General features: G+C 61.7%; 21 protein-coding genes. 11 read left to right on the top strand and 10 right to left on the bottom strand.

The features are described 5' to 3' along the window. Positions 1–5 precede the first annotated feature (5 nt). Positions 6–935, top strand: a complete 930-nt coding sequence (locus PCS43_RS11925; RefSeq protein ID WP_003944174.1) for an LLM class F420-dependent oxidoreductase — start codon at positions 6–8, stop codon at positions 933–935. 15 nt (positions 936–950) lie between these two features. Here PCS43_RS11925 and PCS43_RS11920 read toward each other — a convergent pair whose 3' ends face one another. The 3 genes from PCS43_RS11920 to PCS43_RS11910 form a co-directional block, all read right to left on the bottom strand. Beyond that, entirely contained in the window at positions 951–1,547 is a 597-nt protein-coding gene (locus tag PCS43_RS11920) for an Rv1733c family protein (protein ID WP_223304488.1), read from the bottom strand. A 111-nt stretch (positions 1,548–1,658) separates the two neighbouring features. Next, a complete protein-coding gene (gene msrA, locus PCS43_RS11915; protein ID WP_020905733.1) occupies positions 1,659–2,372 on the bottom strand; it encodes a peptide-methionine (S)-S-oxide reductase MsrA in 714 nt (237 codons plus the stop codon). Beyond that, positions 2,311–3,489, bottom strand: coding sequence for an acyltransferase family protein (locus PCS43_RS11910; RefSeq protein WP_047272742.1), 1,179 nt, complete (start codon positions 3,487–3,489; stop codon positions 2,311–2,313). Before PCS43_RS11910 ends, msrA begins: the two co-directional genes overlap by 62 nt. Before the next feature lie 260 nt (positions 3,490–3,749). Here PCS43_RS11910 and PCS43_RS11905 point away from each other — a divergent pair, with 260 nt between their 5' ends. After that, positions 3,750–4,373, top strand: a complete 624-nt coding sequence (locus PCS43_RS11905) for a superoxide dismutase (RefSeq protein ID WP_003944189.1) — start codon at positions 3,750–3,752, stop codon at positions 4,371–4,373. Here the strand turns inward: PCS43_RS11905 and PCS43_RS11900 are convergent. The 4 genes from PCS43_RS11900 to PCS43_RS11885 all read right to left on the bottom strand — a co-directional run bounded on the left by PCS43_RS11900 (position 4,370) and on the right by PCS43_RS11885 (position 8,979). Then, positions 4,370–5,719 (bottom strand): hypothetical protein, encoded by a 1,350-nt coding sequence (locus PCS43_RS11900; protein WP_064688003.1) that lies wholly within the window; start codon positions 5,717–5,719, stop codon positions 4,370–4,372. The genes PCS43_RS11905 and PCS43_RS11900 overlap by 4 nt on opposite strands. 43 nt (positions 5,720–5,762) lie before the next feature. Next, positions 5,763–6,911: an AI-2E family transporter gene (locus tag PCS43_RS11895; RefSeq protein WP_042920602.1), complete on the bottom strand. Its 1,149-nt coding sequence runs from the start codon at positions 6,909–6,911 to the stop codon at positions 5,763–5,765. Next, on the bottom strand, positions 6,901–7,473 hold the full coding sequence (locus PCS43_RS11890; RefSeq protein ID WP_003944155.1) for an HdeD family acid-resistance protein: 573 nt from the start codon (positions 7,471–7,473) through the stop codon (positions 6,901–6,903). Before PCS43_RS11890 ends, PCS43_RS11895 begins: the two co-directional genes overlap by 11 nt. A 156-nt stretch (positions 7,474–7,629) precedes the next feature. After that, entirely contained in the window at positions 7,630–8,979 is a 1,350-nt protein-coding gene (locus tag PCS43_RS11885) for a DUF1254 domain-containing protein (RefSeq protein ID WP_209910826.1), read from the bottom strand. 165 nt (positions 8,980–9,144) lie between these two features. Between PCS43_RS11885 and PCS43_RS11880 the strand changes: the two genes are divergently transcribed. Both PCS43_RS11880 and PCS43_RS11875 read left to right on the top strand, forming a co-directional pair. Next, positions 9,145–9,672 (top strand): hypothetical protein, encoded by a 528-nt coding sequence (locus PCS43_RS11880; protein ID WP_003944138.1) that lies wholly within the window; start codon positions 9,145–9,147, stop codon positions 9,670–9,672. A gap of 294 nt (positions 9,673–9,966) precedes the next feature. Continuing rightward, entirely contained in the window at positions 9,967–10,680 is a 714-nt protein-coding gene (locus PCS43_RS11875; RefSeq protein WP_019746358.1) for a TMEM165/GDT1 family protein, read from the top strand. Positions 10,681–10,683: 3 nt separating this feature from the next. Here the strand turns inward: PCS43_RS11875 and PCS43_RS11870 are convergent, their stop codons facing one another. Further along, entirely contained in the window at positions 10,684–11,718 is a 1,035-nt protein-coding gene (locus PCS43_RS11870; RefSeq protein WP_081557189.1) for an Lrp/AsnC family transcriptional regulator, read from the bottom strand. A 99-nt stretch (positions 11,719–11,817) separates the two neighbouring features. Between PCS43_RS11870 and PCS43_RS11865 the strand changes: the two genes are divergently transcribed. Genes PCS43_RS11865 through PCS43_RS11855 form a run of 3 tightly spaced genes read left to right on the top strand, consistent with a single transcriptional unit; the run spans position 11,818 to position 15,787 of the window. Next, complete coding sequence (locus PCS43_RS11865) at positions 11,818–13,026, top strand: MFS transporter (RefSeq protein ID WP_209910822.1); 1,209 nt, start codon at positions 11,818–11,820, stop codon at positions 13,024–13,026. 13 nt (positions 13,027–13,039) lie between these two features. Beyond that, positions 13,040–14,302 carry an amidohydrolase gene (locus PCS43_RS11860; protein ID WP_054188675.1) on the top strand — a complete coding sequence of 421 codons (1,263 nt, stop codon included), beginning with the start codon at positions 13,040–13,042 and terminating at the stop codon, positions 14,300–14,302. 33 nt (positions 14,303–14,335) lie between these two features. Further along, positions 14,336–15,787: an amidase gene (locus PCS43_RS11855; protein WP_118604921.1), complete on the top strand. Its 1,452-nt coding sequence runs from the start codon at positions 14,336–14,338 to the stop codon at positions 15,785–15,787. 12 nt (positions 15,788–15,799) lie between these two features. On the opposite strand, the gene PCS43_RS11850 is transcribed toward PCS43_RS11855, so the two are convergent. Together PCS43_RS11850 and PCS43_RS11845 are read right to left on the bottom strand one after the other, a co-directional pair. Continuing rightward, on the bottom strand, positions 15,800–16,813 hold the full coding sequence (locus PCS43_RS11850) for an ABC transporter substrate-binding protein (RefSeq protein WP_209910818.1): 1,014 nt from the start codon (positions 16,811–16,813) through the stop codon (positions 15,800–15,802). Then, on the bottom strand, positions 16,810–17,832 hold the full coding sequence (locus tag PCS43_RS11845) for an ABC transporter substrate-binding protein (RefSeq protein ID WP_209910815.1): 1,023 nt from the start codon (positions 17,830–17,832) through the stop codon (positions 16,810–16,812). The genes PCS43_RS11850 and PCS43_RS11845 overlap by 4 nt, the downstream gene beginning before the upstream one ends. Positions 17,833–17,988: 156 nt before the next feature. Between PCS43_RS11845 and PCS43_RS11840 the strand changes: the two genes are divergently transcribed. The 4 genes from PCS43_RS11840 (at position 17,989) to PCS43_RS11825 (ending at position 21,164) form a co-directional block, all read left to right on the top strand. After that, the gene (locus tag PCS43_RS11840) at positions 17,989–18,711 is read left to right on the top strand and encodes a FadR/GntR family transcriptional regulator (protein ID WP_007735969.1); all 723 of its coding nucleotides are present in this window, start codon (positions 17,989–17,991) and stop codon (positions 18,709–18,711) included. Then, complete coding sequence (locus tag PCS43_RS11835) at positions 18,708–19,358, top strand: sterol desaturase family protein (RefSeq protein WP_020968076.1); 651 nt, start codon at positions 18,708–18,710, stop codon at positions 19,356–19,358. The genes PCS43_RS11840 and PCS43_RS11835 overlap by 4 nt, the downstream gene beginning before the upstream one ends. Before the next feature lie 144 nt (positions 19,359–19,502). Further along, a complete protein-coding gene (locus PCS43_RS11830) occupies positions 19,503–19,661 on the top strand; it encodes a hypothetical protein (RefSeq protein WP_003944172.1) in 159 nt (52 codons plus the stop codon). Positions 19,662–19,751: 90 nt separating this feature from the next. Then, on the top strand, positions 19,752–21,164 hold the full coding sequence (locus PCS43_RS11825; protein WP_209910813.1) for an amidase: 1,413 nt from the start codon (positions 19,752–19,754) through the stop codon (positions 21,162–21,164). The last annotated feature ends 2 nt before the right edge of the window (positions 21,165–21,166 follow it).

The following is a 21,166-nucleotide window of genomic DNA, read 5'->3' as shown; positions in this document are numbered from 1 at the left end:
AAGTCATGGAGCTGCGTATATTCACCGAACCCCAGCAGGGCGCTACCTACGAACAACTACTGACTGTTGCCCAGACCGCCGAAAAACTCGGCTACGGCGCATTTTTCCGCTCGGACCACTATCTCGCCATGAATTCCGACGGTCTTCCCGGACCCACCGACGCATGGATCACGCTCGCCGGAATCGCCCGCGAAACGTCCACCATCCGCCTCGGCACTCTGGTGACGTCGGCTACGTTCCGTCACGCCGGACCGCTGGCCATCTCGGTCGCACAGGTCGATCAGATGAGTGGTGGCCGCGTAGACCTCGGCATCGGTGCCGGCTGGTACGAGGAAGAGCACCAGGCGTACGGCATCCCGTTCCCGGCGCTCAAGGATCGCTTCGAACTGCTCGAGGAAACTCTCGACGTCGTGACCGGTCTGTGGCGTACGACGGTCGGCGACACGTTCGACTACGACGGTAAGCACGTGCAGATCAAGAACTCTCCCGCGCTTCCCAAACCGCACCAGGTCGACGGTCCGCCGATCCTGATCGGTGGCACGGGCAAGAAGAAGACTCCAGCGCTCGCCGCTCGGTTCGCAAACGAGTTCAACATCCCGTTCAAGTCCCTCGAGGAAACGAAGGACATCTTTGCGCGGGTTCGTCAGGCTTGCGTCGAGCACGAGCGCGATCCGAACGAATTGGTGTACTCCAACGCTCTCGTCCTGTGCTGCGGCCGCGACGAGGCGGAGATCAAGAAGCGCGCCGAGGCTATCGGACGCGACGTCGACGAGCTACGTGAGAACGGTCTGGCCGGAACACCTTCGGAGCTGGTCGACAAGATCGGCACTTTCGCCGACGCCGGTTCACAGCGCGTGTATCTGCAGACTCTCGATCTCGCCGATCTGGATCATCTCGAACTCGTCGCAAGCGAGGTCATGCCCCAACTGCAGTAAAGAATGGGCCGGGATCTACAGCGCGTTCGCGTCGAGGAACGCGCGTAGGTCTCGGTCCCACTGGGCCGAGCGGGAACGGTCGAGAAAGACGCGCACCAGCATGAAAGCGATGACCAGCAGCGACATCACGCTGAACCAGGTGAAAACCCCGGTCACCACGGCTGCGACGTCGGCAGCACTCTGAGTGATCGGAGCTACGGTCTTGTCGCCCTGATCATTGACGTAGATGGGGACCTCGGTGCCGGCGGGCGTCGCCGAGTCGACAGTGACATCACCCGTGTGAACCTGGCCGTTCCAGTTCCACTGCGCGCTGGCCATTTCGGTGGTCGGCGCAATGTAATCGGCTGTCGAGGCGGTGGTCTGCGTCGAATCTGCAGTCGTCGTCGCCGAAATACTGTGTAATTCGGCGGATTGTTTGGCGATCAGTGCGTTCTGGCTCGAAGCAGTCGCAGCCCCTGCCCATACCGCGAGAGGCAGCAGAAGAATCGCGAAAATGATCAGACCGAAGGACATGAACCCTTCGATCCGATCACTGCGGCGAACCATCGGATCGTGGCCTACATGAATGGTGCGTCGGAGCAGCGACGCAGTTCCTCGCGTACTACCTGACATTGTGAGCTCAGTTCTCTCGACGACACACTCTTACATCGAGATTCCCTTTGTTTCGATCTAGTTGCAAGTGTTAACGAGCTGAATCACATGTGTCCTCCAACACCTGTCCAGTTATTCGCTCGGCGGAAGGATGTCCGTCTGCGCCGGAACCTGATCCTGACGGAGCAATCCGACCGGGCAACTGACGCCCGTGGCATGCACCGGGCAGTAACCGCCGGGATTCTTCGCCAGATACTGCTGGTGGTAATCCTCCGCGTAGAAGAAGTCGCGCAGCGGACCGATTTCGGTAGTGATCGCTCCATATCCGGCTTCGGCAAGCCGTTCACCGAAAGCGACAGCCGACGCATGAGCGATTTCTTCCTGCTCCGCGGACGTCGTGAAGATCGCCGAACGGTACTGCGAGCCCTGGTCGTTACCCTGACGCATCCCCTGCGTCGGATCGTGGTTCTCCCAGAAGTGCGCCAGGATCTGCTCGTAGGAGATCACTGCGGGATCGAAGACCACCAGCACGACTTCGGTGTGACCCGTACGTCCGGAGCACGTCTCTTCGTACGTCGGGTTGGGCGTGAAGCCGCCCGCATAACCCGCAGCGGTCGTGTACACGCCGGGAAGCTGCCAGAACTCCTTCTCGGCGCCCCAGAAACAACCCATCCCTACGACGACGGTCTGCAGTTCGGCCGGAAACGGCGGCGTCAACGGATGCCCGTTGACGTAGTGCGCGGTCGGAACCGGCATTTTCTGCTCTCGGCCCGGGAGTGCGTCCTCAGGCGCGATCAGCGTGGATTTTGCGGACGCTCGTCCCAGAATGTCGTCGTACCAGCTCATGCTTCGATGCTACGCGCGAGCGACTGTTTCGCCACGCCGTGATCGCGCGGGCGCCGGGCAACTCCACCCACCGGTAGCCGATTTCTGCTACCGCGGCCGTGGCCAGAAGGAAGAGCGCAAACGCCAGGGTCGGTCCGACGTACAAAACAGTGTTCTCGACGACGCGGTACAGGATCAGGGTGTGCACGAGATAGATGACGTAACTACGCGTCGAGAGCCACTTCACGACCGGCCAGCGCGTCGGGACGCCGTCGTAGCGGCCGATGAGAACTACCGCTGCGGCGACTACCGAAATGGTCCACAGATAGTGCTCACCGGCCCAGTAGACGCGGAACTGGGTCGCCACGATGATGACGTGCATCTGGACGAGGACGGCCGCGATCAGCCAGCGGCCGGGAGCGAGCTTCGCCCACGCGAGGTACATGATCTGGCCGAGGAAGACGGCCGGCAGCGTCGCGGCGATCTTGGACAGCATCGGCACGGTGTACGGCAGCGGCGCGTAGACGTTGTAGAGCAGCACCAGCGAGCACAGCGCACCACCGGCGAGCGGCATGACGATCGGTCGCAGCCGCAGTATCGGGCGAGCCGCTACACATGCGAGATAAAAGAGGAATTGAACGGTGAGTGTCCAGGTCACTCCCAGAACTGCTACCTCGGGCTTGAGAAAGAATCCGCCGAGAAAAAAGCTCATCAACGCTTCGGTATCGGAAATACCTTCCTGACCGCTGAACATTCCGTTGATTCCGAGGCGGACCAGAAGAATGGCAATCGCGGTCGCCACCCAGAATGCGGGCAGCAGTCGACTGAATCGGTTGGTCAAGAACTTTCCGGGGCCGTCGCGAATCGCGGATCGCGTCACCAGAGCACCGGTAAGCATCATGAATACTGCGACGCCGACAAAAGAGAGGTGCTGGTTGAGTTCGGCAGGCTCGATCAAAACGCCGTAGACGACGTCGATCACCCACCAACCCGAGCCGAGATCGTCGATGACGTAGAAAGAGATGTGGGAGTAGATCACGGCGGCAACCGCCAGGGCTCGCAGCAGGTCAGCGCCCGGAAGATTCACCCGAGGCGCGGCCGCCTCTGGTGATTCCGGGAGGAAAACTGGTGCGGGCATCGCGCAAGTTTAAGGTTCCGTTCACCTTTACGACGAATTTGCGCATATTAGCTTACCCTTAGATCGGGGCAAGTTCGGTTTCCCAAACTTTATTCTTTGGTGATTACTACCTGAGCCGGACTGTTGCGGACGGTGTACGAATGTTATTGGGTGGAAACCCGAAGAATGATTTGCACATACGCGAGTGACGTCACGCCGTGACCGGTGATCGACGCACTCTAAAGCACCAGGGCTCACCAGCCCGCAAAGAAGGGACCCTCGTGTCTGTTTACACGCTGCCGGAACTCCCCTACGACTACGCAGCCCTCGAGCCGCACATCTCGGGCAAGATCATGGAGCTGCACCACGACAAGCACCACGCGGCTTACGTTGCCGGTGCCAACGCTGCACTCGAGAAGCTGGCCGAGGCTCGTGAGAACGACACCATCGCAGCGCAGGCCAACCTGCTCGAGAAGAACCTGGCGTTCCACCTCGGTGGCCACACCAACCACACCGTTTTCTGGAACAACCTCAGCGCTGACGGTGGCGACAAGCCCGAAGGTGAACTCGCCGCAGCGATCGACGACAACTTCGGTTCGTTCGATCTCTTCCGCGCTCACTTCTCCGCGAACGCCAACGCCATCCAGGGCTCCGGCTGGTCCATCCTCGCGTGGGACTCGATCGGACAGCGTCTGATCATCGTCCAGCTCTACGATCAGCAGGGCAACATCTCCATCGGCCTCACGCCGCTGCTGCTCCTCGACATGTGGGAGCACGCTTTCTACCTCGACTACCAGAACGTCAAGGGCGACTACGTCAAGGCATTCTGGAACATCGTCAACTGGAACGACGTTTCGGCTCGCTTCGACCGTGCACGTACCCAGACCGCAGGTCTGATCGTCTAGTCACGCTCTTCTTGCGAACGGCGGCGCCTCACCAGGGGCGCCGCCGTTCGTGTCAGCAGAGCACCACCGAGCAGGACCGTCGTGGCTCCGAAGACCAATGCCAGTGTGCGAGTTCCGGAGTCACCGCTGCTCGCGGTGGTCTGATTCACGGCCACCGGATCCGACAGCACCGAGGTCAGCTGAACCTGCTGCGGGGTGGTCATCGCGGGAATACCGGATTTTGCGCCGTCGAGGCCCGTGACCAGTGACTTGGCGATTCCTTGCAGCGTCGTGAATCCCTGGGTGATCTGATCGGTCACGTCACCGAGCATCTGCGGCGCCTGATCAGCGATGGGAATGAGGCCGTCGTTCAATTGTCCGGCAGCACTGCTCAGTTGATCGCTCGCGCCTTGCAGCTGCCCGACAGCGGTGCGGACTAAATCACCGAGCTCCGTATCGGGCCCGACCGAGCCACCCAACAGCGCCGGAACGGTGCCCAATTGCGCATTCAGCGCACCGAGATCCGAACTCACACCGGCCAGTTGCGCTGTCACGTCAGGCGGGATAGGAAGGCCGTTCAGCGCAGTCTGCAGCGCGTCGATTCGTGTCTTCAGTTCCGCGGTCGAGGACGACGCCTCCCCAAGCGTCAGGCCCAGTGAGTCCGCGCGCGTGGCCAGCTCTTCCGCCGACCCCGACGCCTGATCGACAACACCGGACACCTGATCCGCGACGCTCATCAGCTCCAACGCCCCGGACCGTGCGGTCTCGAGGTACGGCAGCAGAGTGCCTGCGCCTGCTTTCACCTGATCGATGGACTTTCCGGCCTCGTTGGTTCCGGCGACCAGAATCTGTGCGGTGGTGAGGTTTTGATCGATCGAGCGTCTGGCGGCCGACGTCTGAGCCAGCAGGCCCTTGATGCCGTCCGCGCCGACCTGCGCCGACACGGCCCGAGTCAACTCGGCCGACTTCTCCGAATCCGAGCCCTTCACCTCGAGGTCGACGCTCGCCTGCCGTGGATCCATGCCGAACATCGACGCGACGGTTTCGCTGAAGTCCTCCGGCACGGTCAACGTCGCGAAGTAGTTCCCGCCGGGGTTGTCGACCACCTGGAAGTCGAAGTCTTCGTTCTTGCCCAACGTGTCCACCAGCGTGTCGCCGGCCCGAAGTTCCTTGCCGTCGAGCGTGGTTCCCGCGTCGGCGTTCACGATCGCGACGGTGTTCGAGGTGTCGGCACCGCCCGCAAAGATCACGAACCCGATCCCCGCCACCGCAGCCGCGACGATCGCGGCCACACCACCGACTGCCAGCCGTCGCCCGAGTCGTGACGGCCGGCGATGGGAGTTTTCTGTGGTGTTCTCGGCGCTCATGGGCGAGACGATAAAGCAACAACTTGTAGAAACACTGAGAGCCCTAGTCTGCGGGCGTGGCCGGCTTCTCAGACTCCTCGGGTTCCTCCTTCGGCATGTCCCGAGGCCCACTGATCAGGATGTCGGCCCAGCGCGTGGCTGGGTCGATGTCGAGCAGGACGGCCTTCACCAACAACGAGAGCGGGATCGCCAGCAGCGCTCCGAGCGCCCCGAGAACCCACGACCAGAAGACAAGTGAGAGGAACGTCATCGTCACCGACAGTCCGACGGCGTCGCCGACGAACTTGGGTTGGATGATGGACTGGATCACGAAGTTGATGACGGAGTAGACGACGATCACCCACAGCATCAGCCACGGCCCGCCCTGCAACAGTCCCAGGAGCGCCGGTGGAATCACGCCGATGACGAACCCGATGTTGGGGATGTAGTTGGTGATGAAGGACAGCAACGCCCACAGGACGGGCAGCTGAATGCCCATGAGCCACAGCGCGCCACCGTCGAGTACCGCCACGATGAGACCGAAGACCGTCGAGACCACCAGGTATTTGCGAGTTCCGGCGGCAAAGGTGGAGAGCGCGTAGGAGATTTCGGGACGTTGCTCGGACAACACATGCAACCGCGAGCGGATGCTCATGCCGTCGAAGGCCATGAACAACAACAACGCGAGAATGAACACCAGATCCGACAGGATGCCGAGCAGGCCCTCCAGCCCGCTTTCGAGTACGCCCACAACCTTCGTGAGATCGACACTGCTGAGCGTGCTTTGGATCTGTTCGGTGCTCACTCCGAAGTCGGCCAACTTGTCGCGGCCCTCGTTGAGGAGGTTGGTCATTTCCTCGGAGTACTGCGGCAGGATCGTCGCCAACTGAGCCGTCGACACGATCAACGACGCCGCCAACCCGAGCAGGATCAAGTACACGGTGACCAGTGAGCCGAGCATCCCGACCCACTTGGGCCACCCTCGGCGCTGTGACCAATCCTGAATGGGCTGAACGGCAATCGTCAGCACCAGGGCCAGGAATACCGGTCCGAGGATGCCGCCGAACACCTTCATTCCGCCGACGGCGACCACGGTGGCGGCAATACCGAGCAGGACGATCAAACCGCGCGGGATCGACCAGTTCTCACTACCGGACAGCGTGGGGATCGGAGTGGGAGCCTCGACGGCCGGCTTTCCCTTCTTAGAGAACACCGGCTTCCTTTGCCCGGCTCCTGATCTGGAATGCTCCCACGATCATGAAGAGGCCGAACAGGATTGCGTACCAACCCAACAACCAGATGAGGCTGATGATGCCTTCGCCGGGCGCGATGAGAAGAATGATGCCGAAGATGACAGCAAGCACCGATGCGGCGAGCAACCATCCCCAACTGGATCCGGGCAGCGCCTTCATCTTGAAGGCGCCGACAATTCCGAAGATTCCGAACATGATGGCGTAGAAGGCAATTATGTACAGCAGCACCAGCGCAGTGATGCCCGGCCAGACCAGCGCGACGATGCCGGCTCCGACCGAGACGACGCCCGTGAACACCCACCAACCCCACGAGCTCAGATGCTCGCGGTCCCGGATGGCGCGAACTATCGTGATCAAACCGTCGGCGATGGAGTAGATACCGAACAGGAAAACCAAGGCCACCACGGTAATTCCCGGCCACACGAGCGCGATTATTCCGAAGATCACGCCGAAGATTCCGCGGATCAGGATCATCCACCAGATCTCTTTGCCGTACTGCACGAACGGATTCTGCGTGACCATCAGTAGCCTCCGAAACAAGCGGGTGTCTCTGACCGATTCAACAGCTCTTCAAACAGGGCAGTACCGACAGATCGTATGACTCTTGTGACCTTTCCGCCCATCGAAACGCGCGGCTGATACCGAGTTGTGCTCTTCGGGTACGAAGCGAGGGGACTTTCAGCCTGCTTCTCGAATACTTGCTTCTCGAATACCGGGCGCAGTCCACGATCCCGACAGCACTGCAGCCTTCGGCCAGTACAGGCGCAGAAAGACGTTGAAGTCGCCGGACGGAGCCGGCAGCCAGTTCCGCTCCTTCTCACCACCAGGGGATTCGTGCTGAAGATAGATGTCGAGGGAACCGTCGTCGGCAAACACCAGATCGCTTCGATCGCCAATCGCGTATCGGTCGATCGGGTTGTCCACGAAGAACTGCCGCTCGTTCATCATCGTGAGCGACCAGAAGCCCTCGACCGGTGGCAGCTCGTCCTTCTCGAAGTGCAGGACGTACTTCTTCGCCCCGGTCAGCGGCTTCCCGTCGACGTCCGTCGTGGCATGCGGGTACACGGCATCAGCATCGAGATTGGCCCCGAAACCGAGCCAGACGATCAGAGCCCGCTGAGCGTAATGGGTTCCGTAGTGCCCCAAGCCGCGGTGCATCGTCCAGCCGTTCTTCGGACTGCCCTCGGCCTCTTCGGCGATCTCGCTCAGCACGTCCATACCGGTTCGCGCAGCTCGATCGAGGGCATCACGTACCTCCTGCGGACGCGACTTCCAGGGCAAGGAGGAGCCGATTCCTATGTCGGACAGTTGTTTCATCATCTCGGTGTCCTCCGGACGCGGAGGATTGTCGTCGAGAAGTGCGTCGAGTCTGGTGAAGAATGCCTCGCCGTCCATGGCGGCCACCTGGTCCACCGGCGGCGTCCGCGTGTCGACGGCAGGGTTCACCGGCATTTCACCGGGCGTGTAGTCCTGCGGGTCACCCGTCCACTCCGACAGAGGAGTGAGTCGCGTCCGGTCCTGCAGGCTGTGCACTTCTGCCAGGTCCGTTCCCCCCGACGTCGCGTAGCGGGCGACTATCCAGTTCATCGCCGTCGGAGACCGCAGCAGCGTCAAACCCTTGGGCACGTTGCCTTTCCAATTCGGCCCGGCCACCAGGTACGGTCCCCCGGTCCGCCCGACTGTCCGAGATCCCGGAACCGTGAACACGTCGCTCCACGCGTCGAGGATGGGGACCAGCCAGTACCGGGTGCCGAAGTCCGGCAGTGAGAGCACCTGCGGTTCCGTCGACACGTCCAGCCACCCCGACGAGTAGAGAGTGTCCGCGTTGGGCGAGACGACATCGGTGAAGGTCGCATCGGGCGTCGTACGCGCGTAGGCGAACTGGTTGAGCGGGGCTTTCATCGCCACCGGCGTAGGCACCGCCGTCATGACGTCCCGCGATACCGCAGCAATCAACAGGGGATATCCGAAGATCCACGCCTGCGTTGCCAGGTCTTCCAGCCGAGAACGGTTCTTCGACAGAGTCATGCCTGCGCATACCACCGCCCTCACCAGCGCAAACCTGGCTGGCACTCTCCCTCTCTTGTGTGCCAGTACCGAATGGGTGCATATTTCGATTACCCAACGAGGTGTGCCGGACCGACGCATGCGCGTCTGCCCGAGATTTGCCCCAGCACCGAGGGAGGAACAGAAATGAACAGAAACGAAGCAATAGGCATTTCTCCGTTCCAAGCCGCTGGGTCTTTGCAGGGGTTCGTCATTTCCGGTCGTTGGCCGGACACCACCCAGGAGTGGGCGCAGCTTCTCGCATTGGCTGTCCGCGTGGCCTCGATGCCAGGTTTGTTGCCGACCACGACGGTCTTCGGGGTCCGTGAAGACGTTCCCGAAGATCCGCAGCCGGGCACCGTCGGTCTGGTGGTTGCCGAAGGTCCGGTACTCGGCGATTTCGCCTTGACACCCGGCCGTTTCTCCGACCATCAGCCACCGGCGCTGATCATGCTGCACCCACCGTCGGAAACCACGCCCAGCCTGCCGGAATGCGAGGGCAGCGCGTCGGGGTGCGTACTGCTGCCAGGCCTTCCCTATCTGGGTTTGGAGCATCGTGCGGCGTGGGTCGAGGCTGAGCCGGACGGCACAGTCGTCTCCATGATCAGTCGTGTCGGCATCGATCCGATCAGCGATCCCGACACCGCTGTTTTGGCCATGCTCCTCGCCTCGTGACGGCCCCGGTAAGCGATAAGTTCGGACTCCCAAACTTGCTGTGCGCTTTGCCAATTCGTTTCAGGCGCGCTAACGTGGGCAGCAACGAAGGGGAGTAGCCCCCAATCGCCCGTGTCGACATACTGGTTCGACGCGCTCCGCCTGGTGCGGATCGCGAAGCACCCGGCCTGGCGAACCGAAGGTCCTGTGGCCTCGGTGGGCGAGACCTTCGGCCGGACAAGCGCACCCACTGCGCCTGCCCAGGCCGGAGGCTCGCATTTTTCCTCCGACCTACACCGACCGGAGGAGTAAATCTTGCTTGCCGCAATACTTTTGAGTTTCGGCGTCATTTTTGTCGCAGAACTCGGTGACAAGTCCCAACTGATGGCAATGACGTTTGCCTTGCGCTATCGCTGGTGGGTCGTCCTCGGCGGAATCACCGTCGCCACCACCCTTGTTCACCTCGTCTCGGTCGCCGTCGGCCACTACCTGGGCGTCGCCCTCCCCACCGCGGCGATTTCCATCGTCGGCGGTATCGCTTTCCTGATCTTCGGCCTCTGGACCTTGCGCGGTGACGATCTCACCGACGACGAGCAGAACAAGGCCGGTCGCGTCACGCGATCCGCCTTCATCGCCGTCGCCTCGGCCTTCTTCCTGGCAGAACTCGGCGACAAGACCATGCTCGCCACCATCACCCTTGCCACCGACAACGACTGGATCGGCGTCTGGATCGGGTCGACGGTAGGCATGGTGGCGGCCGACGCTCTCGCCATCATCGTCGGCTCGGTGCTGGGCAAGCACCTTCCGGACGGATTCATCAAGATCGGCGCCGCGGTGCTGTTCTTCGTCTTCGGTGTCTGGCTGCTGCTCGAGGGCATCTTCCCCGACTCGTCGGCCGGCATCATCGGCGGTGGCGTTGTCCTGGCAGTGTCCGTACTGGGTGCGCTGGCACGGATGATCTGGAAGCGCTCCCGTGCGACCGACTCCGATACACACCTCGTCGACGACAATCGGACGCCGATCGACTGACGCTCAACGAATAACGTCGCCGGCGCCCCAAATTGCGACCGGGACATGACCTTCCGCCACTCCGCTCGGTCCGAGTAGCTGCCCGAACCGCTTCATCGGGTACAGCGAGACACGTCGATCGAGGATCCGCACACTACCGATTCGGCGGAGTCGATCCTCGACGACAAGACTCTGCGCGAGGCTGCTCAGCCACACGCTGATCAACATGTTCGCTGTTCCGGTAGTCGCCACCAACAATCTGATCTCCGGCCAACTCGACACAAGATTGCCGAGTTCGTCGGTGGAACCGTCCACAGCGACATCGAAGATCACTTCGAACGGTGAACCGACAGCCTGTTGCGAGACATCGCAGCGGAAAATCAACTGTCGCGATGCAGTCAGCTGGGCCAAGCGCCGTCGAATCGCAGTCTCGTTCGTTCCACAAATCGCGGCGAGACGCGCATAGCTGGCACGTCCGTCACGGCCGAGCGCCTCCAACAGGGCACCGTCGGACTCGCGGAACTCTGTCGGATCTGCCGGCACCGCAGCGCCCTTTGTCGATGCCGTTGCCAGCTGAGCCCGACCCGCTTGCCCCAGAGCGCCCGGCTCCCAGCTGAACCCGTCCCGGTACACCTTCACCCCGACCCGGCTTCTGATCGACAGAATTCCAGGATCGGCGGCAAGGTGCTCACACACCAGGGCGTCCAGACTCTTGTGGTCGGCGGCCACGACTCCGACGAAATACTCGTACTCGCCTTCCGTCCTGGCCAACAGATAGGCACAGGAGAGTTGACGTAACAGCTCCCCCACGTCGGCAACGGAATCCTGTGTGGTCCTGATCAGGAGATAGCCGAATATGTGGGTTCGACCGATTGCGACCGCGTTGACCCACGAATGACCGTTCGAGACGAGGCGACGCCACCGGCGGGCGATCGTCGTCGAATCCCTGTCGAGCACTGACGACAACTGCGTCCACGACGCGCGGGGGTTGAGCTGAAGTGCATTGATGATCTCCAGATCAGATTCCGCGATCACGAATGTGTCGGATTCCGGCTTCATCGGGCCAGTATTGCCGGATTACTGCATTCTGGTCGGTGATCCCTGCCTGTTTGCCAAAGATGTGTGAATCACTTCACAGGTTCACCACTTGGAGGCCCAGTGCTTCGCTCCACCAAAGTCACGGTCGCGTTGCTGTTCGTCGCGTACGCGATCGACTACATAGATCGGCTGGCGATCAACCTCGCTCTCCCCTTGCTCGGTGAGGAGTTCGATCTCGACTACTCCCAGCGTGGATTGATCATCTCCACGTTCTTCATTGCATACACGCTGGCCCAACTGCCTGGTGGACTGCTCGCCGATCGATACGGCGCAGTCCGGATGGCTCTGATCGGGTTGGTGGCGTGGAGTGTCTTCACCGGCCTCACTGCCCTTGCCTGGTCGTTCGGGACGCTTCTGGTTGTTCGCTTTCTCTTCGGTCTCGCGCAGGGCGTGTTTCCGGCAGCTGCAGTAAAGCTCGTTGCCGAGCCGAGCATCCCGGAGCAACGTGCCACTGCCACAGGATGGATGAACAGTTCAAACGCCGTCGGTACGCTTCTTGCCATCGTTGTTGCAGCAGCACTTCTCCCGTTGATCGGCTGGCGTGGAATGTTTCTGGCCGTCGCGGCGCTCGGCGTACTCTCGCTCGTCAGCATCAAGTTGTGGCTCCCGCCGGCACTTCCGGCGGAGAACGACCACGGTCCGGATTCCTCCTGGGACAACATGCGCACCGTACTTCGCTCCCGCGCGATGTGGCTCTTCGCCTTGATGTTCTTCGGATACGACTTCGTGATCTGGGGGATGTCGTCGTGGGTTCCGTCCTACCTCCATGACGAACGTGGAATCGCCCTCTCGAGCGCAAGCCTCCTTCTGATTCCGGCTACCGTGGTGGCCGCCGTGACCACCGTCATCGGCGGGCGAATCTCCGATCGACTGGCAGGCAACAGTCGTGTCGTCGTGGTGCCGTCCATGCTCGCGTGCATCGTGATGCTCGTTTCGATTCCTTTCGTCTCCAACACGGCCTTGTTCGTCGTTCTCGTCACCCTCGGATCTGCCGCTGCCTCTTTCGCTTTCATGCCGTGTTTTGCACTTCCGCTTCGTAGCCTGCCTTCGTCGGTGGTCGGAGCAGCCTCGTCGATGATCATTTTCGGCGGCATGGTCGCCGGAATAGTCGCACCGCTTGTATTCGGATTCATCGTGGACCATCTCTCCTGGTCAGCGGCGTTCGTATCGCTCGCACTCGGGCCCGTCGTGGCGATCGTCGCGGTCATGGCAGCACCACAAACCCGAGAAAAGATGCTGAACCTGGTGCAACTGAAAACCGCCAACTGAAAGAAGATCAACCATGAATCAACTGCTTTCGAATCTCGAGTTCGGAGACCCGTCGCGGTTGCGAACCGTCGAGCCGCACTGGTTCGAGCTCTACCGGGACCTACACGCACACCCCGAGTTGTCCGGCGACGAAACTCGCACCGCCGCAATTGTTGCCGAGGAACTTCGGCGAATCGGCGGCTGGGACGTCACGGTCGGTGTCGGCGGTACGGGTGTCGTCGGTGTTCTCGAAGGGAGCAGCGGTCCGGTGATCCTGCTACGCGCCGACATGGACGCGTTGCCGGTGGCAGAAGACACCGGTCTGTCCTACGCCTCCAGAACTGATGGAGTCATGCATGCGTGTGGCCACGATGTCCACGTAACCGCGCTGCTTGCCACGTGCGCAGCACTTTCCGCGGATCCGACATCGATCACCGGGACTGTTGTCGCGGTCTTCCAGCCTGCCGAGGAGACCGGCTCCGGCGCTCGTGCGATGGTCGACGACGGAATCTTCGACCGCTTCCCACGACCGGACCTCTGCCTGGGACAGCACGTGGGCCCGACTCCGGCGGGGATGTTGGTCAGCAAACCCGACATCTTGATGGCAGCATCCGACACGATACGAGTGGTCTTTCACGGCCGTGGTGGACATGCGTCATCGCCGTACGCATGCATCGACCCTTTGTTGATGGCAGCGTCTTTCGCGCTGCGCATTCAAAGTCTGGTGGCTCATGAAGCGGCAACCCCGACAGCACCTGTGCTCACGGTGGGAGCCTTGCACGCCGGCACGGCTGCGAACATCATCGCCGATGAAGCCGAACTACTGCTCAGCCTGAGGACTTTCAGCGCAACGTCACGAGAAAACATGCTCGAATCGGTGCGCCGGATAGCCCGCGCAGAAGCGGACGGAGCCGGCGCCGTCGAGACGCCGGACGTTCATGCGTACAACGGCTTTCCGGCCACGGTCAACACTCCGGACGCCACGTCCACAGTGATGTCCGACCTGCGACAGGCCGGCTTGGGAATGCACACTCTGTCACAACCACTTTCAGGTAGCGAGGACTTCGGAATCTTCGGCACCGCCGCCCAATGCCCCTCCGTGTTCTGGCATTTCGGCGGAACGGCACTGCAGAGTTTCGACGGAACCGCCCTTGCCGCGCTCGCCGAGGGACGGATACCACCCGGCACGCCGTCCAATCATTCACCGCGCTTCGCCCCCGATCCCGCCGCTGCCCTACCCGAAGGTGTCACGGCCATGACCGCAGCTGCACTGGGAGCCCTTGCGCGGAGCGCGTGATTCTCACACAGACTTACCCAGGGAGATAACGTCATGTCAGACGAACTGCACTACCTCAGCGCCACCGAAGCCATTGCTCACTTTCGCGCGCGAGAATTGTCTCCGGTCGAACTGCTACAGGCAATCATCGACCGGACACAGAATTTCGAACCTCACATCAATGCCTTCACCGAAGAGATGTTCGACGAGGCCCTCGCCGGCGCACGGGAAGCCGAGAGCCGATACCTCGGCCACGGACCCGAACCTCGACCGTTGGAGGGAATTCCGGTAGCTGCCAAGGAAAAACATGCCATTGCGGGAAAGTCTCTGACCGAAGGTTCGCTGGCGGGACGCGGCAACATCGCCCGCGAGAACGCACCGGTGATCGACCGAGTTCTGGCAGCAGGCGGCCTGATTCACGCACGCACGACGACACCGGAATTCTGCGTCGCGGCGTTCACACACTCTCCGTTGTGGGGCGTGACCCGCAATCCCTGGAACCTCGATTACAGTCCCGGCGGCTCCTCCGGCGGAGCCGGCGCCGCACTGGCCGCCGGAACTACTACTCTGGCAACAGCATCCGACATCGGCGGGTCGACACGAGGCCCGGCAGGCTTTACCGGCACCGTCGGTCTCAAGGCCTCGTACGGGCGTATCGCCGGGGTCGCCCCGCTGTCCATGGATTCCTACCGTGGCGACGGTCCGATGGCCCGAACTGTTGACGACGCAATTCTCTTGGCCAACGTTCTGATCGGGCCGGACCCGCGTGACCATTCTTCCCTGAGGCCGGCGATCGCGCTGCCACACGAGTACCCGTCGGTCGAGGGAATGCGAATTGCCCTGTGCCTGCGGCTCGGTGACTTCCCCATCGAGCCTGACATCGAGGCGAACACCCGGGCTCTCGCACAGTCGTTGGTCGATGCCGGCGCGATCGTCGAGGAGATCGAGTTGCCGTGGACTCGTGATTCGATGGCAGCAGCGGTGAAAGTCCATTTCGGAACGATCATGGGTGCATCCGTGGCGGAAGTTGCTCGCGTCCACGGTGATCTTCTTGCCGACTACACGCTCGACAACGTCGCGATCACGTCGAAGGGCGCTGCGGAAATGTCATTTCTGGACGGCCTTCGCAAGGAAACCCAAATGCAACGAGAGCTCGCCGAGGCGATGGCTCCCTTCGATGCGCTGATCTGCCCGACTTCGGGCACCATCGCCTTCCCGGCAGGCGAGTCTTTGCTCGACGGCCTCACTGTGGCGGGTCAGCACGTGAACACCACCGCCGAAGCACTTCTCACATTGCCGTTCAACGTCGCCAATCGGTGCCCCGTATTGGCGGTGCCGAGTGGACACGCACACAACGGCGTTCCCACGGGCGTCCAGATCGTCGGCCATACGTACGACGAACCGACCGTGTTCCGGATCGGCAAAGCACTGGAGAAAATCCGCCCGTGGGCATACACCGACCAGCATCAACCGAAGCTGAATGTGGTGACGCCGGCGTCCTCTTGATTGCTGAGGAGATCAGAGCTTGGCTCTGATCTCCTCAGCGATCGGCTGGAACTGCTCGAGGAATGTCAGGGCCCAACCGAAGGACGCGACGCCCTCGTAGTCGAACGAGTACACCTGATCCTTCTTGACGGCGCGCAGACGCTGGAAGATGGTGTCGTTCGCCAACTTCTCGTTGATGGGGCCCTTGCCACTGTTGGTGATGATGACGTCGGCCTCGTCGAGTAGCTCCAACTGCTCCCTCGGGAACCACTCGTTGCTGCCGGCGGGAATTGCGAGCGAACGGTCGTTGAACTGGAACCCGGCCTCGCTGATGACCGTCGTCTGATACTTGGTCGGCGAGTACAGCGAGAAACCACTCTCCTCGAAGTACGTGGTGTAGACGACCTTAACCTTGCTCAGCACATCAGCGTTGTCGCTGCGGAACTTGGCGATCCGCGCCTCGTACCGATCTGCCAACTCTTGAACCTTCGCGCTCTGGTTCAGCGCGTCCGCGACTCCGAAGGCGCGCTCCTTCCATGCGTACTGCCCGTCTTCGGCAAAAACCGCGGTCGGTGCGATCGACCGGATCTGCTCGTAAAGATCCGGGTTGTTCTCCGACAGCAGGTTGGTCATCACGATCAGGTCGGGAGACAAAGCCGCTATCGCCTCGGCGTTGGGCTCGTACCAGCGTCCCACCTTCGGGAGAGACCGCAGAGCGGACGCATAGGGTTCCGGGACGCCGTCGGCGTTCTCGTAGTCGACCGGCAATCCGACCGGTGTGAACCCGGCGTCGAACATCGCGGGGCCCGTGTAGTAATCGGCGCTGACCACCCGTTGCGGGTTGGTGGGCACTTCCACCTGCCCCAAAGCCGTGTTGATGGTGCGCATCGAACCCTCGGCCGATTCACCGGAGCTGGTTCCACAGGCCGTGAGCAATCCGATCCCCGCCAAGGCACCGGCTCCGAGGAAACCGCGTCGGGTAAGTGCTGCGGTGATGCGAGCGAATTCGGCATCGGTGTCAGCGGTGGGCAATAGAAGTGATGTCATGAAAGTGCCTCCAAGGCGCCGGTTTCGAGTTCGTTGAGCCAGTTGATTGCAGTGCCGTAGTCGGTGACCTGAGTGCTGATTCCGAATACCCGGCCCGAAGCTGCTGCCGGAATGCGGCTCCACAGCGGGCTGGCGAAGACGGATTTCATTCCTGCAGAATCAGTTCCGTTCGGCTGCTTCGGGTAGATGACGACGGTGACGTCCCGCAGCATTTCGAGTTGTTCGAGCGGGAAGGCTTCGAAGCCGGTGGCTGGGCGCAGGTCCGGGATGAATTCGCCGCGGGTCACGTTCAGGTCGGCGAGCATCGCGCCGGTCACTCCGGTTGGATACAGGATGGAGAAGAGCCCTTCCGAACCACCGATAGCAACCTGGGCCCACCGATTCTCGCCAAGCTGCGCGGCGTATTCGGTGCGGATTCGCTCTTGCATCGCCTGATACTTCTCACGATTCGACGTCAGTGCCGAACCCTTGTTGACCGCGTCTGCGACACCCTCGGCGACAGCGCGCCAATCCGATCGGTTCGTGCCCGAATACACCGCTGTCGGAGCAATTTTCGAGAGCTCGCGGAACATGTCCTCGTCGATCTCGTACGCATCGCCGACAATGAGATCAGGCGCGGCAGCCACGACGGCTTCGCGGTTGACCTCGAGGAAAACCCCCACCGTGGACAAGCCGTCGATGAACTTCTGCTGTGTCGGGGTGAACTGGTCGATGTACGCGCTGTAGTCGAGCGTCGCGACGGGTCGGGCGCCGACGGCTTGCAACTGCCACGGGGTGTTGTAGGAGACGGCGACGATGCGCTGCGGATCAACGGGAACATCCACGGGTCCGTAATGCGTCTGCACCGTCCGAGTTTCGCCTTCCGCACCGTCACCGCCGTCCTCACTGCTGCATCCGGCAAGGGCGAGCATGGACAGTGCGGCGGCACTTCCGCCCAGAAAGCCGCGTCGGGTCAAGGCCGCGGTGATGCGAGCGAACTCTGCGTCGGTGTCTAGCGTCGGTAACAGGAGAGGTGTCATGGGCTTCCTGACGGTATTCCGAATTAGGGTCGCCTAAAATTACTCTCACCTGCGCCGTTACGGTGAAGCTTGTTGGCCAAGGGGTATCTCTTTCACGCCAGTGCACAACTGGTAATACCACTTGACCTCTCACCAGCAAGCGCTTAAGGTCGGTACATGTTCCAACCCGTTGCACGTACCTCGGCCTCCGGCGCAGTCTTCGATCAGATATCGGTGAAAGTGCTGGCCGGAGAGCTGGCTGCGGGTGAGGCACTACCCAGCGAGCGCAAGCTCGCCGAGGCATTCGGCGTCTCGCGGCCCGCAGTCCGCGAGGCAATTCAGAAGCTCGCCCAGGCCGGACTCGTCGAGGTCCGCCAGGGCGAGTCCACGTCGGTGCGCGATTTTCGACGCCAGGCCGGACCCGAACTTCTCCCCCAGCTGCTGGTGCGCGACGGCGTCCCCGACCTGAGCGTGGTGCGCAGCGTGCTGGAAACTCGCGAGTTGATGGGACCGCAGATCGCTGTGCTGGCCGCCCGTCGCATCTCCGCGGAATCCGCCCGAGAACTCGACACGGCCGTTGATCAACTAGGCGCCACCGAAGATCCAGTGGAGTTGCAGGACCGCGCTCTGGCGTTCTGGGACGTCGTCGTCGACAGCGCAGATTCCATTGCCTTCCGTTTGATCTTCAACAGCCTTCGGGCTGCATACGAGCCGGCTATGACTGCACTTGCATCCGTCATGGTCGCCGAAGTCGGCCAGACCGACCTGTATCGAAAACTGGCCTCCGCCATCACTTCACACGACGAGCCAACTGCCGAGGCGTCAGCCGCACAGCTCCTTCACACCGGCACGACGGCAATCGGCGACGCTCTCACCTTCCTGGAAGGACTGAAACCATGAGCAAGCCTCTCACTCTCGCCGATGCCGCACGGACGTTCCGCAAGTCACCGACGCCGTGGATGATCGGCACCATGCTGCTGGCCGCCGCGGCGGCGCGCATCGCAGTGGGCAACTGGCAGATCACCGACGCCCTCGTTCCGCTCGTGATGCTTGCCGCATTCCCCTTCGTGGAGTGGATCATTCACGTCTTCGTTCTCCATTGGAAGCCGCGAACCATTGCCGGCGTCACACTCGATTCCCGGCTGGCGCGCAGCCATCGGGAACACCACTTTGCGCCGCGAACCGTCTCACTCATCTTCATCCCGTGGCAGACGCTCCTGATCGTGATTCCCGTTCTGACAGCCGTCGCCCTCCTGGCATTTCCCCGCGTCGAACTCGGTCTGACGTTCCTGACCTGCATTTCCGTGCTCGGCCTCGGTTACGAGTGGACTCATTTCCTCATCCACAGTGACTACAAGCCGAAAACTGCTCTCTACCGGTCGGTTTGGCGCAACCATCGCAACCATCACTTCAAGAACGAGCACTACTGGTTCACCGTCACCACCGCGGGAACGGCCGATCGCGTACTGGGCACGTACCCCGATCCCAAATCCGTCGAGACGTCCCCGACGGCGAAGAACCTGCACGGCGCAGCGTCCAAGCTGTGAAGGAAGGCTGGTTCCTGGCCCCCAGCTGGCAATGAACTTGAACTTGCCTGTGTATCAGCAATTTTCGTTGAAACTCGTCAGAACCGTGCTTAGTGTCGATGGAGTCAGAAGTTCGAAAAACGCTGTAACCGAAGGACACAACACATGTTCAACGATGTATTCAACAACGTGATCCACCCGATGGTCACGAACTTCCAGCAGTTAGGCCCCCAGCAGTTCATTCCGCAGCAGTTCATCCCCCAGGGAGTGTTCCAGCAGGCGCCGCAGGCGGCCGAGCAGGCAGTGACGATCTTCGGTAGCTGATACCGCAATCCACAGATAGCGCCACTCAGGGGTCGTCCGTCCAATATGCTGGACGGACGACCTGAGTGCCTCCGCCTGACAAGGATCCCCATGACCGCGAACACCCCCATCCACGCTTTCACCGACGACGCCCTGGGCGACCTCGACGCCACCGGCGTCGCCGCCCGGATCGAATCGGGTGAGGTGACCGCACGGGAAGTCATGGAGGCATCGATCGCCCGCGCCGAGGCAGTGCAGGGGCAATTGAACGGTCTGGCCTGCACTGATTTCGATCGTGCCCTCGCCAGGAGCAACCGGCCCGCCAAGGGCGTCTTTGCCGGTGTCCCCACCGCGATCAAGGACAACACCGACAGCGCCGGCCTTCCCACCCAGCAGGGCAGTACCGCCTTCACCGCGATCCCCGCCAAAGCCGACAGCGATTTCGCGAAGCAGTTCCTCTCCACCGGGGCCATTTCGATCGGCAAGACCCGACTGCCCGAGTTCGGATTCAGTGCGTCCACCGAATACATGACGGAAGAACCCGTCCACAACCCGTGGAATCCGGCGTACTCGTCGGGCGCTTCCTCGGGAGGCGCAGCCGCGCTTGTTGCTGCGGGCGTACTCCCGATCGCGCACGCCAACGATGGCGGTGGATCGATTCGCATTCCCGCCGCTGCCTGCGGACTGGTCGGACTCAAACCCACTCGCGGACGCACCATCGCCGATCCGGCCGACAAGTCGATGCCGATCCGGTTGATCGCTCAGGGCGCCGTTACTCGCACTGTTCGCGACACTGCACGATGGATGTCTGCGGCTGAGAACTACTACCGCAATCCGCGACTCGCACCGGTTCGCTTGGTCGAAGGACCCAGCTCAACCCGCCTGCGCGTCGGCGTGATCGCCGATTCCGTCACCGTCACCAAGACGGACGACGAGACGCGCAAGTCCGTCGAAGCTACGGCCGAACTCCTTGCAAGCCTTGGCCATCATGTCGAGGACGCAGCACTGCCCGTCGGCCCCGAATTCATCGACGACTTCAGCATTTACTGGGGCTTTCTGTCGTTTGCCATCTCCACCGGTGGCAAACAAATGCTCGGACCCGACTTCGACAAGTCCGGCACCGACAATCTCACCAAGGGCCTCTACACGCTGTACCGGAAGAACCTGGTGAAGACGCCGCGCGTGCTCTATCGTCTGCGACGGCTCCAGCAGCAATACAGCGCCATGTTCTTGAAGTACGACGTCGTGCTCTCGCCGGCCCTGGGGCACACCACCCCCGAGCTGGGATACCTTTCTCCCGCTCAGCCTTTCGAGGAACTCTTCGACAAGCTGATCGCGTACACATCGTTCACGCCACTGAACAACATCTCCGGAGGTCCCGCGATTTCGCTACCGATGCATCAGACCAGCAATGGTTTGCCGTTGGCTGCGCATTTCTCCGCCGATCTCGGCGACGAGCGCACGCTCCTCGAATTGGCCTTCGAACTGGAAGAGGCTCAGCCCTGGAGAAGAATCCAGGACTGAGC

It is taken from the genome of Rhodococcus sp. C-2, from assembly GCF_027854095.1.
GTDB classification, from domain to species: domain Bacteria; phylum Actinomycetota; class Actinomycetes; order Mycobacteriales; family Mycobacteriaceae; genus Rhodococcus_F; species Rhodococcus_F qingshengii.
The sequence above is the reverse complement of the archived record's forward strand: the minus strand, read 5'-3'. Positions and strand labels throughout refer to the sequence as shown.

What these genes read in the sequence shown, in the direction of transcription:
- PCS43_RS11925 (WP_003944174.1), top strand. Translation starts at nt 6, where the DNA reads ATGGAGCTGCGTATATTCACCGAACCCCAGCAGGGCGCTACCTACGAA.
- PCS43_RS11920 (WP_223304488.1), bottom strand. Translation starts at nt 1,547, where the DNA reads ATGTCAGGTAGTACGCGAGGAACTGCGTCGCTGCTCCGACGCACCATT.
- msrA (WP_020905733.1), bottom strand. Translation starts at nt 2,372, where the DNA reads ATGAGCTGGTACGACGACATTCTGGGACGAGCGTCCGCAAAATCCACG.
- PCS43_RS11910 (WP_047272742.1), bottom strand. Translation starts at nt 3,489, where the DNA reads ATGCCCGCACCAGTTTTCCTCCCGGAATCACCAGAGGCGGCCGCGCCT.
- PCS43_RS11900 (WP_064688003.1), bottom strand. Translation starts at nt 5,719, where the DNA reads ATGAGCGCCGAGAACACCACAGAAAACTCCCATCGCCGGCCGTCACGA.
- PCS43_RS11890 (WP_003944155.1), bottom strand. Translation starts at nt 7,473, where the DNA reads ATGGTCACGCAGAATCCGTTCGTGCAGTACGGCAAAGAGATCTGGTGG.
- PCS43_RS11885 (WP_209910826.1), bottom strand. Translation starts at nt 8,979, where the DNA reads ATGACTCTGTCGAAGAACCGTTCTCGGCTGGAAGACCTGGCAACGCAG.
- PCS43_RS11880 (WP_003944138.1), top strand. Translation starts at nt 9,145, where the DNA reads ATGAACAGAAACGAAGCAATAGGCATTTCTCCGTTCCAAGCCGCTGGG.
- PCS43_RS11870 (WP_081557189.1), bottom strand. Translation starts at nt 11,718, where the DNA reads ATGAAGCCGGAATCCGACACATTCGTGATCGCGGAATCTGATCTGGAG.
- PCS43_RS11860 (WP_054188675.1), top strand. Translation starts at nt 13,040, where the DNA reads ATGAATCAACTGCTTTCGAATCTCGAGTTCGGAGACCCGTCGCGGTTG.
- PCS43_RS11855 (WP_118604921.1), top strand. Translation starts at nt 14,336, where the DNA reads ATGTCAGACGAACTGCACTACCTCAGCGCCACCGAAGCCATTGCTCAC.
- PCS43_RS11850 (WP_209910818.1), bottom strand. Translation starts at nt 16,813, where the DNA reads ATGACATCACTTCTATTGCCCACCGCTGACACCGATGCCGAATTCGCT.
- PCS43_RS11845 (WP_209910815.1), bottom strand. Translation starts at nt 17,832, where the DNA reads ATGACACCTCTCCTGTTACCGACGCTAGACACCGACGCAGAGTTCGCT.
- PCS43_RS11840 (WP_007735969.1), top strand. Translation starts at nt 17,989, where the DNA reads ATGTTCCAACCCGTTGCACGTACCTCGGCCTCCGGCGCAGTCTTCGAT.
- PCS43_RS11835 (WP_020968076.1), top strand. Translation starts at nt 18,708, where the DNA reads ATGAGCAAGCCTCTCACTCTCGCCGATGCCGCACGGACGTTCCGCAAG.
- PCS43_RS11830 (WP_003944172.1), top strand. Translation starts at nt 19,503, where the DNA reads ATGTTCAACGATGTATTCAACAACGTGATCCACCCGATGGTCACGAAC.
- PCS43_RS11825 (WP_209910813.1), top strand. Translation starts at nt 19,752, where the DNA reads ATGACCGCGAACACCCCCATCCACGCTTTCACCGACGACGCCCTGGGC.